The sequence below is a fragment of the Moellerella wisconsensis ATCC 35017 genome, from assembly GCF_001294465.1.
In the GTDB taxonomy this organism is placed as follows: Bacteria; Pseudomonadota; Gammaproteobacteria; order Enterobacterales; family Enterobacteriaceae; genus Moellerella; species Moellerella wisconsensis.
Window position 1 is genome coordinate 199,216 of record NZ_LGAA01000018.1, and the last position, 17,340, is coordinate 216,555.

General features: G+C 41.5%; 10 protein-coding genes. 9 read left to right on the forward strand and 1 reads right to left on the reverse strand.

Translation table 11 applies throughout. The annotated features are described in order from the left end of the window. Positions 1-402: 402 nt before the first annotated feature. The 5 genes from maeB to M992_RS09035 all read left to right on the forward strand — a co-directional run bounded on the left by maeB (position 403) and on the right by M992_RS09035 (position 9,808). On the forward strand, positions 403-2,682 hold the full coding sequence (gene maeB, locus M992_RS09015; protein ID WP_053908218.1) for an NADP-dependent oxaloacetate-decarboxylating malate dehydrogenase: 2,280 nt from the start codon (positions 403-405) through the stop codon (positions 2,680-2,682). Between the two features lie 177 nt (positions 2,683-2,859). Further along, the gene (locus tag M992_RS09020) at positions 2,860-3,747 is read left to right on the forward strand and encodes a ChaN family lipoprotein (RefSeq protein ID WP_053908219.1); all 888 of its coding nucleotides are present in this window, start codon (positions 2,860-2,862) and stop codon (positions 3,745-3,747) included. Positions 3,748-3,897: 150 nt separating this feature from the next. Beyond that, positions 3,898-4,695, forward strand: coding sequence for an energy transducer TonB family protein (locus M992_RS09025; protein ID WP_053908220.1), 798 nt, complete (start codon positions 3,898-3,900; stop codon positions 4,693-4,695). A 172-nt stretch (positions 4,696-4,867) separates the two neighbouring features. Continuing rightward, the gene (locus M992_RS09030) at positions 4,868-6,976 is read left to right on the forward strand and encodes a S9 family peptidase (RefSeq protein WP_134473776.1); all 2,109 of its coding nucleotides are present in this window, start codon (positions 4,868-4,870) and stop codon (positions 6,974-6,976) included. 564 nt (positions 6,977-7,540) lie between these two features. Further along, a complete protein-coding gene (locus tag M992_RS09035; RefSeq protein WP_053908221.1) occupies positions 7,541-9,808 on the forward strand; it encodes a TonB-dependent receptor domain-containing protein in 2,268 nt (755 codons plus the stop codon). Between the two features lie 105 nt (positions 9,809-9,913). On the opposite strand, the gene xseA is transcribed toward M992_RS09035, so the two are convergent. Next, on the reverse strand, positions 9,914-11,293 hold the full coding sequence (xseA, locus tag M992_RS09040; protein ID WP_053908222.1) for an exodeoxyribonuclease VII large subunit: 1,380 nt from the start codon (positions 11,291-11,293) through the stop codon (positions 9,914-9,916). 171 nt (positions 11,294-11,464) lie between these two features. Between xseA and guaB the strand changes: the two genes are divergently transcribed. The 4 genes from guaB (at position 11,465) to rlmA (ending at position 17,244) form a co-directional block, all read left to right on the forward strand. Then, positions 11,465-12,931: an IMP dehydrogenase gene (gene guaB, locus M992_RS09045; protein ID WP_053908537.1), complete on the forward strand. Its 1,467-nt coding sequence runs from the start codon at positions 11,465-11,467 to the stop codon at positions 12,929-12,931. Positions 12,932-13,010: 79 nt separating this feature from the next. Next, complete coding sequence (guaA, locus tag M992_RS09050) at positions 13,011-14,588, forward strand: glutamine-hydrolyzing GMP synthase (RefSeq protein ID WP_053908223.1); 1,578 nt, start codon at positions 13,011-13,013, stop codon at positions 14,586-14,588. A 1,090-nt stretch (positions 14,589-15,678) separates the two neighbouring features. Continuing rightward, positions 15,679-16,185 (forward strand): peptide deformylase, encoded by a 507-nt coding sequence (gene def / locus M992_RS09055; RefSeq protein WP_053908224.1) that lies wholly within the window; start codon positions 15,679-15,681, stop codon positions 16,183-16,185. A 237-nt stretch (positions 16,186-16,422) separates the two neighbouring features. Then, positions 16,423-17,244 (forward strand): 23S rRNA (guanine(745)-N(1))-methyltransferase, encoded by an 822-nt coding sequence (gene rlmA, locus M992_RS09060; RefSeq protein ID WP_053908225.1) that lies wholly within the window; start codon positions 16,423-16,425, stop codon positions 17,242-17,244. Positions 17,245-17,340: the final 96 nt, after the last annotated feature.

Genomic DNA, 17,340 nt, shown 5'->3' on the forward strand with positions numbered 1-17,340 from the left:
TATTTAATGAAAGTTATTTTTTATCCTTATTTATGCTGAGTTAATTGATTTATTTTGCTTAGTTTGAGTGTTTTAATTGATTTTATTTTTTAATGGCATAGTTTCTAATGGTATTAATTAATATTTTTGTGATTATTTTAATAGCGATGTTAATTGGAATATTATTGTATCTGGCTGATGATAACCTAATCTTATTAGATATAAAATAGGCATTGTTAATAGTTAGTATTCATATATTTTCATACTAATTGATGACATGGCCGGTGAAAATTACATCGATTAGATAGAACCATCTCAGATAAATAAAAATTATGTAATTTCGAGCGATGTTCATGATTTAGCTATGCGTTATGTTTATACTAGTTTGGCTCTTACCTCTATAAGATTAGAAAGGACGTTATGATGGACAAACAATTAAAACAAAGTGCTCTTGATTTTCACGAATTTCCACAGCCAGGAAAGATAGCGGTAACGCCGACTAAACCCTTAACCACCCAGCGTGATTTAGCGTTAGCTTATTCTCCGGGCGTTGCTGCGCCTTGCCTTGAAATTGCAGAAGATCCTTTAGCGGCTTATCGCTATACCGCAAAAGGCAATTTAGTCGGTGTTATTTCTAACGGCACTGCAGTGTTGGGGCTGGGTAATATAGGGGCTTTAGCCGGTAAGCCAGTCATGGAAGGTAAAGGCGTCTTATTTAAAAAATTCTCGGGTATTGATGTCTTTGATATTGAAATAGATGAAACCGATCCTGACAAATTGATCGAAGTTGTAGCGGCGATGGAGCCGACCTTTGGTGGGATTAACTTAGAAGATATTAAAGCGCCCGAGTGTTTCTATATTGAAAAAAAACTGCGTGAGCGCATGAATATCCCCGTTTTTCATGATGATCAACATGGTACCGCAATTATTTGTACTGCTGCTGTTTTGAATGGACTACGTATTGTTAAAAAACAGATTGAAAATGTACGTTTAGTCGTTTCAGGCGCCGGGGCGGCTTCTATTGCTTGTATGAATTTGTTACTGACCTTAGGCCTGAAACGTGAAAATATCACGGTATGTGATTCAAAAGGCGTAATTTATAAAGGTCGTGATACGCGCATGGATGTTACTAAAGCCGCGTATGCTATTGACGATAATGGCAGCAGAACTCTCGCTGATGTTATACCAAATGCTGATATCTTCCTCGGTTGCTCAGGCCCTAAAGTCCTTACGCCTGAGATGGTTAAAACCATGGCAAAAGACCCGTTAATTTTAGCATTAGCCAACCCAGAACCTGAAATTTTACCGCCATTAGCTAAACAAGTGCGCCCAGATGCGATTATTTGTACCGGACGCTCTGATTATCCGAATCAGGTCAATAACGTCTTATGTTTCCCGTTTATTTTCCGTGGCGCGCTAGATGTTGGGGCAACGGCTATTAACGAAGAAATGAAATTAGCCTGTGTACATGCGATTGCTGATTTAGCTTTAGCTGAACAAAATGAAGAAGTTGCTTCTGCGTATGGTGATCAAGATTTATGCTTTGGTCCAGAATATATTATTCCTAAGCCATTTGATCCACGTCTTATCGTAAAAATAGCGCCAGCTGTAGCGAAAGCCGCAATGGACTCAGGGGTTGCAACGCGTCCAATTAGTGATTTTGATGCTTATACCGAACGACTCAATCAGTTTGTGTATAAAACAAACTTGTTTATGAAACCTATTTTCTCACAGGCGAAAAAAGAGAAAAAACGCATTGTATTAGCTGAAGGTGAAGATAATCGCGTATTACATGCAACTCAAGAATTAGTATCTTTAGGATTAGCACACCCTATATTGATCGGACGCCCAAGCGTTATTGAAAGCCGAATCAATAAGTTAGGTTTACATCTTGAAATCGGCAAAGATTTTGAAATCGTTAATAATGAAAACGATCCACGTTTTAAAGAATACTGGCAAGAATATTATCAAATTATGAAACGCCGTGGGGTTTCGCCAGAAATGGCACGTCGTGCAGTGATAGGTAATCCAACCTTAATTGGCGGTATTATGGTGTTACGAGGTGAAGCCGATGGCATGATTTGCGGTACTGTAGGCAGTTATAGCGAACACTATGACGTGGTAAAAAACATTTTTGGTTTCCGCGAAGGTGTTCACACCGCAGGGGCGATGAATGCGTTATTACTGCCGACGGGTAATACGTTTATCACTGATACGTATGTTAATGAAGATCCAACAGCAGAACAACTAGCCGAAATAACGATTATGGCGGCAGATACCGTGCGTCGTTTTGGTATTGAGCCTAAAGTGGCGTTATTATCTCGTTCCAGTTTTGGTTCATCAGATTGTCCTTCCGCGCAAAAAATGCGTGATACGCTAGCCTTGGTTCGAGCGAAAGCCCCGAATTTAGAGATAGACGGTGAAATGCACGCCGATGCAGCGTTGGTAGAAGCAATTCGTCAGGATGTAATGCCGGATAGTCCGCTAAAAGGTTCAGCTAATCTATTGATTATGCCAACGATGGAGGCTGCACGTATCAGTTATAATTTGTTACGCGTGACCAGCTCAGACGGCGTAACGGTGGGGCCTGTATTAATGGGGGTAGCAAAACCAGTGCATGTTTTAACTCAAATTGCTTCGGTGCGTCGTATTGTTAATATGGTCGCATTAGCTGCCGTAGAAGCACAAACGCAACCCTTATAGTAGCTAAAACTCTGTGAGCTTATCGTTAATCCCGCCAGCATTATAATAGGCTAGGGCACTAAATTGACCTCTGTAACAGTATAAGGTTACAGAGGTTTTTTATTGCTAATAGTTCTCATTACCGCTATCTTGGGCGGCCTATTTGCTACATTAGTTTAACGTTTCGAGCTATCATTCATGAAATCAAAATTGATTAAATTCAATAAATTAATTCTATCAGTATCCTTATTTTTGCTGGCGGGCTGTGTTCAATCATTGAATCAACCATCAGACAAACCATCTATTGATCCCTTAGCGGCAGAATTAATTACCCACGGAAATATTATTGATTTGCATACCGGTAAAGCGATAACTCCGGCACAGTTGGTACAGCGGTTATCGGATTCGTCATTGGTGATAGTCGGGGAAAAGCACGATAACCGTTATCATCATCAGATTGAACGTTGGCTAATACAGCAAGTTGCACAGCAGCGACCACAAGGCGCTGTTTTGCTGGAAATGCTGGTTCCTGCCCAACAGCCGAAGGTCGATCAAGTGAAGCAATGGCTGCGATCCAAACCTTATGTTCGTGATGAGACATTACAGCATGCATTAGCTTGGCAGCAGGGCTGGCCGTGGGAACATTATGGCGAGTTTACAAAAACGTTACTTTATGCATCATATCCGCTATTAGCTGCCAATTTAGATCGGCAGGAAATTACCCAACTGTATGATAATCCGATACAACTGGCCGGTACTTATTCTACCCAACCGACAGTCCGCGAGATGATAAATCAAATGATCGATAGCTCGCATGGCGGTCAATTAACCGCAGAGCAAATAAATAAAATGACGACTATCCAACAAATGCGTGATCGCCGTATGGCACAGCAATTATTAGCCGCGCCGCGTCCTGCGTGGTTATTTGCTGGTGGATATCATGCAACTCGAGTCGTTGGTGTACCATTGCATGTGCAGGATCTGGCGTCGAGTGCTGAGATGAGTGTGCTTATCCTCAGTGAACAAGGCAGTGAAATTAATAATATGCATGCCGATTATGTTTGGTATACCCCAAGTTCTTCATAGAAAGCGTTAGCATGACTGCGCCAATAGGGGATTTGGGTCCGAAAAATCACTTTGGCGCAGATAATCTGTCTAAATAACTGTCATTTTATCTTTAAGTGATTATCATTCTCATATATTTATTGTCCATTAGATGAGATGTTATTACCGAAGATGAAGACCTTGCTGCTTCCCTCTGATAACCGAATAAACCTGATTATCGCCGGCATAATTGCTCTCGCGATACATGGGGTGTTTTTGGCTTGGTTAATGACTAAAAATAATATCTATCAATGGGATGAAGTATTACCTGCCGCTTCAGTGATTGTAGAGTTTTCGTTTGATCATCAAGCTAAAAAACAGATTGAGCCGCATATTGGGCCAGAGCAGCAATTGTCCGCATTGATGACAGCCCAAGAAGCCATGCGTGAGACACCGCAATGGTTATTATTGGCCGAGAATGAACAGGCAGATATACAGGTGCAGCCTAAAAAATCACCGCAGCAACAGCAAAAACCCATAATTTCAGCCGTACCTACGCCGAAAAATATCCCCGCACAGCGACCTAGCGACAATACCCAAGCTAGCCGGGCACAGTTTACTAGCGACGCTATTGCCCAAATCGTGAGTGATAAAACGGCGGCAAGTTATCAAAGTGAGTCCCATGAAGTGAACAATGAGGAGCAGCAATGGCAGGCACGGGTACTTGGGCATTTAATCAAGTTTAAGCAATATCCCACAGATGCACATCGGCGAAATCGCAGCGGGACACCAGTAGTGTCGTTTGTAGTCGATGCCGAGGGTTATGTACTGCAACAGTCATTATTGCGTAGCTCAGGAACACGGGCATTAGATAGAGAAGCTGAACGAGTTATCAAACGCGCCCAACCGCTGCCAATTCCGCCGCCCGAAGCGTTAGCTCACGGGCAAGTAACGGTGATTTTACCCATTGTTTTTTTATTAAATGAGTGAGTTTTGGTCAATATGCTAAAAAGCACATTATTTTCACCGGTTACTGAATGAATTAAAGAGAAAATAAATGCATAAACCATTAAGCTGGATGCTTGATCCGCAGCGGATCGCACATTGGTGCTTGATTGCCCTATTAAGTTTTAATTCAGGAAATATATTGGCGGAGGAAAAAATGAACGCACCGCAGGCTAAAAAACAGCCCCATAGCATGACAATTCATGGTGATACTCGCCTCGATAACTATTATTGGCTGCGCGATGATGAGCGTCAGTCGCCGGAGGTTCTCGATTATCTTGAGCAGGAAAATCGCTATACTCAGCAGATGCTGGCGCCCGGTGAAACGCTGCGTGAAGAGATTTACACCGAATTAGTCGGTCGCATGAAACAAGACGATCAATCCGTGCCTTATACCTCAAATGGTTACACTTATCGTACGGTGTATGTTAGCGGCAAAAATTATCCAATTTATCAACGAAAACCTGCGACTCGCCGAGCAGAAAATCAACATAATAGTCAGCAAAATAACAGTGATCTAGAAAGTAACCAAGATGATTGGCAAACGCTGATCGATGGTAATCAACGCGCAGAAGGCAGTGAGTTTTATCGTCTTGGCGCATTAGCGATTTCACCGGACAATAAAATTATCGCGGTTGCTGAAGATAAACAAGGACGCAATAATTTTTCGATTTCATTTCGCCAAGTTGATGATAATGCATGGCAAGATAATGTCTTGCAGGGGACCTCGGGGAATATAGTCTGGGCGGCAGATAGCAACACACTGTTTTATGTGCATAAACATCCTAAAACGCTGTTACCTTATCAAGTCTATCGTCATCAATATGGCAGTACACAGCAGCATGATCAGAAAATTTATGAAGAGCTGGACGACACTTTTTATATCAGTTTGTCTAAATCGACGTCTAAACAGTACATTTTAGTCGCGATAACCAGTACAGAAACTGCGGAATATCGCTTAATTGATGCCGCTAATCCACAGCGCGAGATGGTGACGTTTAAACCTCGAGAAATCGGCATCGAATATTATCTTGATCACTTTAAAGATAATTTTTATTTGCGTGCTAATCATGAAAATGAACTGTTTGGTTTATATTCTACCGACCATCCTGGAAATAACTGGAAAACGGTAATTGCCCCGCGTGAGGGGATTGATCTGGAAGATTTTGAGTTATTCAATAAATGGTTAGTGACTGAAGAGCGTGAAAATGGTCTGGTTAAGTTACGTCAAATTAATTGGCAAACCCAAGAAGAGCGCTATATTCCGTTAGATGATCCCGCCTATATGGTGTGGATTGGTTATAATCCAGAGCCTGATAGTGACTATTTACGCTATGGTTATTCCTCAATGACCACGCCGACCACCACTTTTGAAATAAATATGTGCACTCAAGAACGCCAGTTATTAAAACAGCAAGACGTTAAAGGGTTTAATGGCGCATTATACGCCAGTAAACGGGTATGGATTGAGGCGCAGGATGGTGTAAAAGTCCCGGTTTCATTGGTGTATCGTAGTGATCTGTTTAAAACGGGTGATAATCCATTATTAGTCTACGGCTATGGTGCTTACGGCGCTAGCATGGATCCATCGTTTAGTTCTTCACGCTTGTCATTATTAGATCGAGGTTTTGTGTATGCGATTGCCCATATTCGAGGCGGCGGTGAGCTGGGTAAAAAATGGTATAATCAAGGTAAATTAGCCAATAAGAAAAATACTTTTACTGATTTTATCGATGTTACTCATGGATTGATTTCCTTGGGTTATGGCCATCCTGAGCATATTTATGCTATGGGGGGCAGTGCGGGGGGATTGTTGATGGGCGCGGTGATTAATATGGCGCCGGGGTTATATCAAGGCGTGGTGGCTGCGGTGCCATTTGTGGATGTTATGACCACCATGCTAGATGCATCTATTCCGCTAACTACTGGGGAATATGATGAGTGGGGCGATCCTAATCAGTCAAAGGCTTATTTTACTATGTTGGCCTATAGTCCTTATGACAATATAAAACCACAGCGATATCCGCATTTGTTGGTTACTACGGGATTGCATGATTCGCAAGTACAATATTGGGAACCGGCAAAATGGGTGGCTAAGCTACGCGATTATAAACAAGGTAACTCTTTACTCTTATTGGAAACCAATATGAGCGCGGGACATGGTGGTAAATCTGGTCGTTTTAGTGCACTGGAAGATATTGCAACCGAATACAGTTTTTTGTTAATGCTGGAAAATAAAGCTAATTATTTCCCACAATTAAACTAATATTATGTGGATATGATACTTGCCGGTACTATTTTCCGGCACTATTTTCACAGACTATTCACTGTCACTATGTGAATATAATAATGAATCTAGTCTCTAAATAAATTAGGCGCTAGATTCATAAAATAAAAATAAAAATAAAAATAAAACTGATAATAAATTATATTAATTGAAAGTATTTTATAAACTATATCTTTAACTCCATGATTAAAATGAAATATTTCTAATTGGTTGATATATCAAGCTAAAATTATTTTATTTCTCAAGTATATATTTGTAATATATTTACAGAAATAAGACTTAAGTTATTTTTTATTAAGCAAGTGAGTTTATGGTAAATAAGCTATCTTAAAAACCTACCTTACGGATTGGGATGATTATTTATTTAAATGAAAGCATTTATAAAAGTCTAGCGCGGTATATAACACAGGCTCATTGAATGTCTATAATTAATATTTCATTTAGAATAATACCCCATGGTATCTTATATTTCTATCTTATCTAGAAAAGATATCGGTTATTAAGATCTGTTTAAATTTATGGATAAATTTACGGAACTGTTTAATGAATAAAATCACCCAATTAATATCGTTAGGTATTTTTCCTGTAGGGATAATGCTGATAACGATCACACAGATAGCACAGGCGCAAGCGCCAAATTCAGGTAATAGCCAGCAAGCACGCATCTTTCGCCCATTAAAAATATCGGGCAGTACTAAGAATACCCCATCAACTCAAGCCTTAGAACGGCCAGGCGCCTATAGTGCACTCAGCGTAGAATATAATTTACAATCGCTTGATAGCGCGATACGTACTTTGCCGGGGGTGTATACCCAAATGGATGGTAGCCAAGGGGCAGTCAACGTTAATATTCGCGGGCTCAGTGGCTTGGGGCGCGTAAATATGATGGTTGATGGCGTCAGTCAAAGTTATTACGGAATTTCGCCGAGTCAATATACCCATGGCCAGCAACCTTATAGTCAATTTGGTAGCATGATTGATCCTAATTTTATTGTGGCGTTAGAGGTTGAAAAAGGGCAACTTAATGGGGGCAATAGTATTAATGCATTAGCGGGTAGCGCAAATTTTCGCACTTTGGCGATAGATGATGTTATTTTTTCTCCGCATGTTTATGGCATCCGCAGTAAAACCCGTTGGGGGAATAATGGTATAGGCTATAACGGCATGTTGGCATTGGGTACCAAAATAGCGCTAAATTCATCGCAGGGGTATATTGGCGGTTTGATAGCATTAAGTGGACATAATATTCCAGGCAATTATAAAAATGGTGATGGTATAAATAGTGATGAATTTGCTACAGACAGTACTTTTAAACAACGGCCTAAATCACAACTGGCAAAAATTAACTATAAAGTTAATGATTTTCATCAACTCGAATTAAGTGGCCGTTGGTATCAAAATAAATTAACTCGCCGTAATATAAATACTAAAGATTATTTTATAAAATATAACTATACACCGTTTAATGATTTTATTGACAGTGAAGTCCTGTTAAGTAATAGCCAGAGTCATCAGGATTTTTCAGGGGATTCACTAGGGTGGGCATTACGCCAAGGTAATTCCTATCATCAATCATGGGCGATGAATGGATTTAATACCAGTCGCTTTTCACTCCACAATATTGATTATCAATTCACGTTAGGATCAAAACTCATCGCGACTAAATATCATCGACAAGTGAGTACTGCCAGCACGGTTGATACGATGATTAGAAATCCATTCTCTCCATCAGGAAAACAAAATTTGGCTAGCGCTTATGCTAAATTAAAAATGGATTATCAAATTTATACCGCTGAGTTTGATATTAACTATACCTATTATGATGTTAAGGGGCATAAGCCGGCATGTGATGCGCGAGAAAAATGTTTTCCCGAAGGTGCCGCTGATTTTCGATTAAAGCACGGCGGATTTAACCCTGGCGTGTTGCTTTCAGCTGAAATTATCCCTGAATTTCAACCATTTGCCAGTTATGCCTACAGTATGCGTGCCCCCAATGCTCAAGAAGCTTTTTTTTCTAATGAAGGGGGAGCATCGATGAATCCTTTCTTGAAAGGAGAAAAAGCCCAAACGGTTCAGTTAGGATTTAACAGTTATCGACCTGATTTAATTATTACTGGGGATGTATTAAGGCTCAAAGCCTTGTGGTATCACAGTAAATTGACCGATTATATTTATAGTCGCGGTTACATTTTGTGCCGTACTCATGCTGATGATGAATATCATCGTTGCTTAAATAACGACGATGCTTTTGATAATTATGATGTTAATGCCAATGTTAGCATGTATATCTACCAAAATAACCCCGATAAAGTCACGCTGCATGGTTATGAACTGCAGGCGGATTATGATGCCGGCCTATTTTATTCGACCTTGTCGTACAGTAAGGAAAGCAGCAATCAGCCGATGTCCGTGACTTATAGCTCTGATGCGTTTAGCGCCGGAGATATTTCAGAGTTGCCAGAATACTATTTGAGCTTAGATTCCGGCATACGTTTACTGGATAAGCGCTTAAAACTTGGCACCCTGATCACTATTACCGGCCCTTCTAAGCGGATTACCCCTTCAGGCGAAAGAAATGAAAGTGGCGATATTATGACTGAGCAATATGAACAGCAGCCGACAATTATTGATTTGTATGCAAAATACACGATTAATCGACAGATTAAATTGATGTTTAATGTGAATAATATCACTAACCGCAGTTATTCAGACGCGCTAAATCGTGCAAATTCATCGGCCAAGATAAGTGAGAAAGATCAACATACAGCTCGCGGACGCACCTATATGCTGGGTGCAGCGGTACGTTTTTAAGCTTATTCAGCATTTAACAAAAAGGTTATTGAGTCACTAAGTGATTCGATCAATATCAATACGAGAGGCATTCGAGCAGTAATCGCCCGAATGCCACAGCTTAGATTAGGTTTTGCTGACGGGTGCAGTTTTACGTTGGCGAATTTTTTTGATCGCGGTGATTTCACTATCAACCCAGCCATCGTGCAAGCGGGTACGCAACATTTGACCTTTTTTAACTTGGCTGACACCTTTTAGTACTTCACCCGTTGGGGTTTCACTAATACTAAATCCTCGGGCCAAGGTCGCTAATGGGCTCACTGTTTCCATTTTTGAACAGGCGACGGCAAAGCGCTGGCGATAATTATTCAATACTGTAACTAGTGAACGCTGTAGACGATATTGATATTGATTAATATGCTGCTGATATTGCTGAACTTGTGGCCGAAGATCATGTTGCATTAATTGACGACTCATCTGTGTATATTGAGTCATTCGGCGCTGTAATAGGCGACTCATGGATTGAGTAAGGTGTTGATTTAACGTCGCGAGTCGATTTTGCTGCCGCGCTAAGCGTAATTGAGGGTGCTGCTGTTGCAAACGATGATGTAATTGAATGAAACGCTTATGTTTATTCGCCAGATAATAATCCAGCGCCATTTCCAACCGCTGCTGGTGGCTGTTTAATTGTCGTAGTAACTCTTGTTGATTGCGGCTAATCACTTCTGCGGCAGCCGAAGGCGTAGGTGCCCGTAAATCCGCCACAAAATCAGCAATAGTTACATCGGTTTCATGGCCTACGGCACTGACAATCGGTAATTGGCTAGTAAAAATTGCCCGGGCGACTTTTTCATCATTAAATGCCCACAGATCTTCTAAAGAGCCACCGCCGCGGCCAACAATTAAAACATCACATTCTTGGCGTCGATTAGCAATTTCAATAGCACGAACAATTTGTGCTGGGGCGCCATCTCCTTGAACCGCAGTGGGATAGATAATAATCGGCAGTGAAGAGTCTCTGCGGCGCAAAATATGCAAAATATCATGCAGTGCTGCGCCCGTTGCCGAGGTGATAATACCGACACATTTTGCCGGTGAAGGCAACGGCTTTTTATGGGCAGATTCAAATAATCCTTCTGCGCTCAATTTTTGTTTTAATAGCTCAAATTGTTGCTGTAATAATCCTTCGCCCGCCGGCTGCATACTCTCGACAATTAGTTGATAGTCGCCGCGAGGTTCATACAAAGTAACAGAAGCCCTAACCAGCACTTGATGGCCATTTTGTGGACGAAAGGTTACTCGCCCGTTTTGCCCGCGAAACATGGCAGCCCGTACTTGCGATTTGGCATCTTTTAATGTGAAGTACCAATGCCCAGAAGAAGGCTGGGAAAAATTAGAAATTTCCGCACTGAGCCAGATTCTGCCCATCTGATTGTCTAGTAGTTCCCTGACCGTTTGATTTAAACGGCTAACAGAAAAAATTCCGGTCGATGAAGTTGTTAACATATGCGCTAGAAAAAATTTCAAAACAATGACTTAATCAATCGATACTAACCTACCTCGTGCTGTTAGCAAGCTTTTTTTTGAAAATAAAGCTGGAGGCAATCGGTTTCGGTGTGTATAATGCCGCGGCAATATTTAAACCTTTCTAACAAGCTGCCCGGTGAGATATTGCCTATGTTACGCATTAAAAAAGAAGCACTAACTTTCGACGATGTATTACTCGTTCCTGCACACTCAAATGTACTGCCTAACACGGCAGATCTTACTACTCAACTCACTGATACTATTCGTCTAAATATCCCAATGCTGTCTGCAGCGATGGATACCGTGACCGAATCTGACCTGGCTATTGCACTTGCTCAAGAAGGTGGGATTGGCTTTATTCATAAAAATATGCCAATCGAACGTCAGGCAGAAGAAGTTCGCCGAGTGAAAAAATACGAAAGCGGCGTAGTTACCGACCCTGTCACCGTCAGTCCAGAAACCACAATTCGTGAAATTAAAGAACTGTCAGAGCGTAATGGCTTTGCCGGTTATCCGGTTGTTGCCGCAGATAATTCTTTGGTAGGTATTATTACCGGCCGTGATATCCGTTTTGTGACTGATTTAGATCAGCCAGTTACGGCAATGATGACCCCAAAAGAACGTTTGGTAACGGTCAAAGAAGGCGAAGCTCGTGATGTTGTGTTACAGAAAATGCATGAAAAACGAGTTGAAAAAGCTTTAGTTGTTGATGATAAATTCCATTTATTAGGGATGATCACCGTTAAAGATTTCCAAAAAGCAGAACGTAAACCTAATGCCTGTAAAGACGAACAAGGCCGTTTACGCGTTGGTGCGGCCGTTGGCGCAGGCGCAGGTAATGAAGAGCGCATTGATGCATTGGTGGCTGCGGGTGTTGATGTTTTACTGATTGACTCGTCTCACGGACATTCTGAAGGTGTCTTACAGCGTATCCGCGATGCACGTGCAAAATATCCCAATCTGCCAATTATTGGTGGTAACGTTGCAACTGCGGAAGGTGCAAAAGCACTGGCTGATGCCGGCGTGAGCGCAGTAAAAGTGGGCATCGGCCCAGGTTCTATTTGTACTACTCGTATTGTTACTGGCGTCGGCGTACCGCAAATTACTGCTATTGCCGAAGCTGTTGATGCCTTAGAAGGTACGGGAATTCCGGTTATCGCCGATGGTGGTATCCGCTTCTCTGGCGATATCTCCAAAGCGATTGCAGCGGGTGCGGCCTGTGTAATGGTCGGCTCTATGTTCGCCGGTACCGATGAATCCCCAGGGGAAACTATACTGTTCCAAGGTCGTTCATATAAATCGTACCGTGGCATGGGATCGTTAGGGGCGATGTCTAAAGGATCATCAGACCGTTACTTCCAAACCGATAATGCTGCGGATAAACTGGTACCAGAAGGTATCGAAGGCCGCGTTGCTTATAAAGGCAAACTTAAGAATATCATTCATCAACAAATGGGCGGACTGCGTTCATGCATGGGTCTGACGGGTTGTGGCACTATCGATGAATTGAGAACTAAAGCTGAGTTTGTGCGTATCAGTGGTGCGGGTATTCAAGAAAGCCATGTCCATGACGTGACTATTACTAAAGAATCACCGAACTATCGTTTAGGTCAGTAATTACAGTAATTTTTTCAGGGCGGTCCTTCGCGGGACTGCCATATTTTATTTTGACATGAATGTTTGGAATTCTCCTCAAATGACAACAAATATCCATAAACATCGCATTCTTATTTTAGATTTTGGTTCCCAATACACACAGCTTATTGCACGTCGTATCCGTGAAATTGGTGTGTACTGTGAACTTTGGGCATGGGATGTGTCTGAAGAGCAAATTCGTGAGTTTAATCCCAATGGAATTATTCTTTCGGGCGGCCCTGAAAGTACAACGGCTGAAGATAGCCCCCGCGCGCCAGAGTACGTTTTTCGTGCTGGTGTGCCTGTATTGGGTATCTGTTATGGCATGCAAACTATGTCTATGCAACTGGGCGGCGCGGTCGAAGTCTCCGGTGAGCGCGAATTTGGTTATGCACAAGTAGAAATCAAACAGCAATGTGAACTGTTCCAAGATATCCACGATTCACTGTCAGAGCAGGGCGCACCGGTATTAGATGTCTGGATGAGCCATGGCGATAAAGTAACCGCTATTCCTGCTGATTTTGTAACCGTTGCTAGTACACCAAGCTGCCCATACGCGATTATGGCTAACGAAGCTAAACGTTTCTACGGGGTACAATTCCACCCAGAAGTCACTCATACTCATCAGGGTCTGAATATTCTGAAACGTTTCGCGTTAGATATTTGCCAATGTGAAGCTCTGTGGACACCGGCGGCAATTATCGAAGATACCGTTCAGCGTCTGAAAGACCAAATTGGCGACGATCACGTTATTCTGGCACTGTCTGGTGGTGTTGACTCATCAGTAACTGCATTATTATTACATCGTGCTATTGGTAAACGCCTGACATGTGTATTTGTTGATAACGGTCTGTTACGTTTAAATGAAGCTGAGCAAGTTATGGAAATGTTTGCCGGCAAATTTGATTTAAATATCATCCATGTTGAAGCGGAAAACCGCTTCTTAAATGCATTGGCCGGTATTGCAGATCCTGAAGCAAAACGTAAAGCCATTGGCCACGTATTTATCGATGTATTTGATGAAGAAGCGTCAAAACAATCTCAAGTTAAATGGTTAGCACAAGGCACGATTTATCCAGATGTGATTGAATCTGCAGCATCAGCAACGGGTAAAGCTCACGTTATCAAATCTCACCATAACGTTGGCGGGTTACCTGATGACATGAAACTGGGCTTGGTTGAGCCATTAAAAGAATTGTTCAAAGACGAAGTGCGTAAAATTGGTTTAGAACTGGGGTTACCGTATGACATGCTGTATCGTCATCCATTCCCAGGTCCAGGCTTAGGTGTTCGCGTCTTGGGCGAAGTGAAAAAAGAGTATTGCGACCTGCTACGTCGTGCTGATGCTATCTTTATTGAAGAGCTGCATAAAGCTGATTTATATAATAAAGTTAGCCAAGCATTCACCGTATTCTTACCTGTACGTTCTGTAGGCGTGATGGGTGATGGCCGTAAATACGACTGGGTGGTTTCATTACGCGCAGTTGAAACTATCGATTTCATGACCGCACATTGGGCACACTTACCGTACGATTTCTTAGGCCGTGTATCTAACCGTATTATCAATGAAGTCGGTGGGATCTCTCGCGTAGTCTATGACATCAGCGGCAAGCCACCAGCGACTATTGAGTGGGAATAAACTAGCGTCAGTCGATAACAAGCGTTAGTTGTTGATAAATTCTAAGGCATCAGTAACTTACTGGTGCCTTTTTGTTTTTTACAGCGGTTAACAGTCGATAGTAGCCGATAATTTTGACGGTATCTATGACAGTGTGAAATAAAAAAATATAATTTTATAATTAAAACATCGCCTCAAAAATAATTAAAAATGACGGTATCACGCAAAGGAATACCGACGTGTTAACCGATAAAAAATTAAAGAGCTTAAAGCCTCAGGATAAGCGTTATAAAGTGGCTTATCGTGATAATTTATATGTTGCCGTATAAAAAACTGGCGTAATATCATATAGATATAATTACTGCTTTAACAGGTGTAGAGACACAATAACTTTCTGGCGCTATAGTGATGACGGTATTACGCTAGCAGAAGCAAGAAATTTATTATTGGCGGCTAAAAAGCGTCTAAACGCAGGTGTATTACCAGCATCAAGCTAAGAGATCACGACATAGAAGGTTAGAGCCTTATATCAAAAAATTAAAGAGCGCGGCGCAAGGGCCACTGCTTTGCAGGTACGTGAAATCATTGGCTCTGTCTTTACTATGTCATTGACCGTGGCTATGAAATTAAAAACGCCGTCGGCAGCATTAAAGCATCGTCAATTGCCATCTTTGAAGCGCGTGAGCGTTCATCATCTCCTAAAGAAATTAGCATCCTATTCAACGAACTTGAAAATTACAGTTGCTATCCAACGTTAAAACTCGCTGTTAAGTTTGTATTGATAACGTAGTGCGAAAGAGTGAGTTCACAAATGCAACTTGGGATGAGGTTGACTTCCAAGAATGTCAGTGAGTGATCCGATTACAGAGAAGACATAGTTTACAACCGATACGTACGCTATCAGAGTGAATTCAATCCACGGCAGTCTCTTTAGTTATAAATTGAGATCCTGTAGGTTAAATACTGTTATTTGGGCGTTAAGACTAGCCGCCTTTATTTATGGCAATTTGTGCGATAGTCATAAAACCCCTCGGCAATCTAGTGCCGGTCTATGATCGTCATGTTAGAATTTATTTTTTGATGATTGATAAAAATAGGAATTATATCGGCTATGGCAGTTAGACAGATTATAGAGATCCCTGATGAGCGTTTAAGAGTTAAATTTACTCCGGTACAAGATGTTAACTCAGTACAAACGTTAATTGATGATATGTTGGATACCCTATATGGCACCGATACCGGTGTAGGTTTAGCCGCGCCCCAAGTTGGGGATAAGCATGCGGTAGTTGTGATTGATATTTCAGAAACGCATGATCAACCATTAGTTTTAATCAATCCTGAAATTATCAAAAAAGAGGGATTAACCACCTATCAAGAAGGCTGCTTATCGGTCCCCGGTATTTATGCAGATGTTGAGCGTTATCAATCTGTTACTGTGCGTGCTCTGGATAGAACAGGTAAAGAAATTTTGGTGCAAGATGATGATTTTTTAGCTATTGTTATGCAGCACGAGATAGATCACCTGCACGGAAAAATCTTTATCGATTATTTGTCGTCTTTAAAACGTAGCATGGCACTGAAAAAAATGAAGAAATTTAAAAAATCCAATGCAGAATAGTTCAGATATTAGCCTGAGCGATGGGGTGATCACCATTCTTGACGGTAGTGTTTATTCCCATGCGTAGAGGTCGATGCACTATTGCTCTTTTTACGGTTACTTTGCGAAATTAATAGCATTAATTTCGCGCATCAGAGTAGATAATTGACCGTGGCGTGGGTGTAAAAGCCCAACGTTGCTGGGTGCGGATATGTTATACTGCGTTCATCTCATTATTAGCTATTAGTATTTAATCCTATGAATTATCAATGCCCTCTATGTCATCATCCTTTGTTATTAACCGGAAAAAGCTGGATTTGCCAGCAAAATCACCATTTTGATTGCGCTAAAGAAGGCTATGTTAATCTGTTGCCAGTACAGCATAAACGCTCGAAGCAGCCCGGTGATAGCGCGGAAATGATGCAGGCACGGCGTGAGTTTTTAGATGCCGGTTATTATCAGCCGATGCGTGATTTAGTGGCTGAAAAACTAGGTCATTTTTTGCCAGAGCTTAGCCAAAGTATTTTAGATATTGGCTGCGGTGAGGGCTATTATACCGCACAATTTGTTGAAAAAGCAGCCAGCCTCGGTCGTGAGATTGATGTTATTGGGCTTGATGTCTCGAAGGCCGCAATCCGATCGGCGGCTAAGCGCTATACTCAAGTTAATTTTTGTGTCGCATCAAGTCACCGGTTACCATTTAATGACAGCAGCATGGGGGCGGTGATCCGCATTTATGCTCCTTGCAAAGCGGAAGAATTGCAGCGTGTTATCGAAAATAATGGCATTTTAATTACCGTCACGCCTGCGCCTGAGCATTTGAAACAATTAAAAGCGCTGATATATTCTGAAGTGCGTTTGCATCCGGTTAATCATGAAGATTTGGCTAATTTTGAATTGATTGATCAACAGCAATTGACTTACACCCTTGATTTATCTGGCAGTAAAGCATTTGATTTATTACAGATGACACCATTTGCTTGGCGAGCTTCGGAAGCGGTAAAGCAACAGCTGAAAAGTACGCTTAATTTCCATTGCACGGCTGATTTTATGGTAAATGTCTATCGGTTAACCAAGTAACTCGATAGCCAGAATCGTGGGAGTTTTAACGGTATAGCTATAAAAGGTATGACTATAAAAGAGATAGTTATTGAGTTGTATTGCCACTGAATAAGG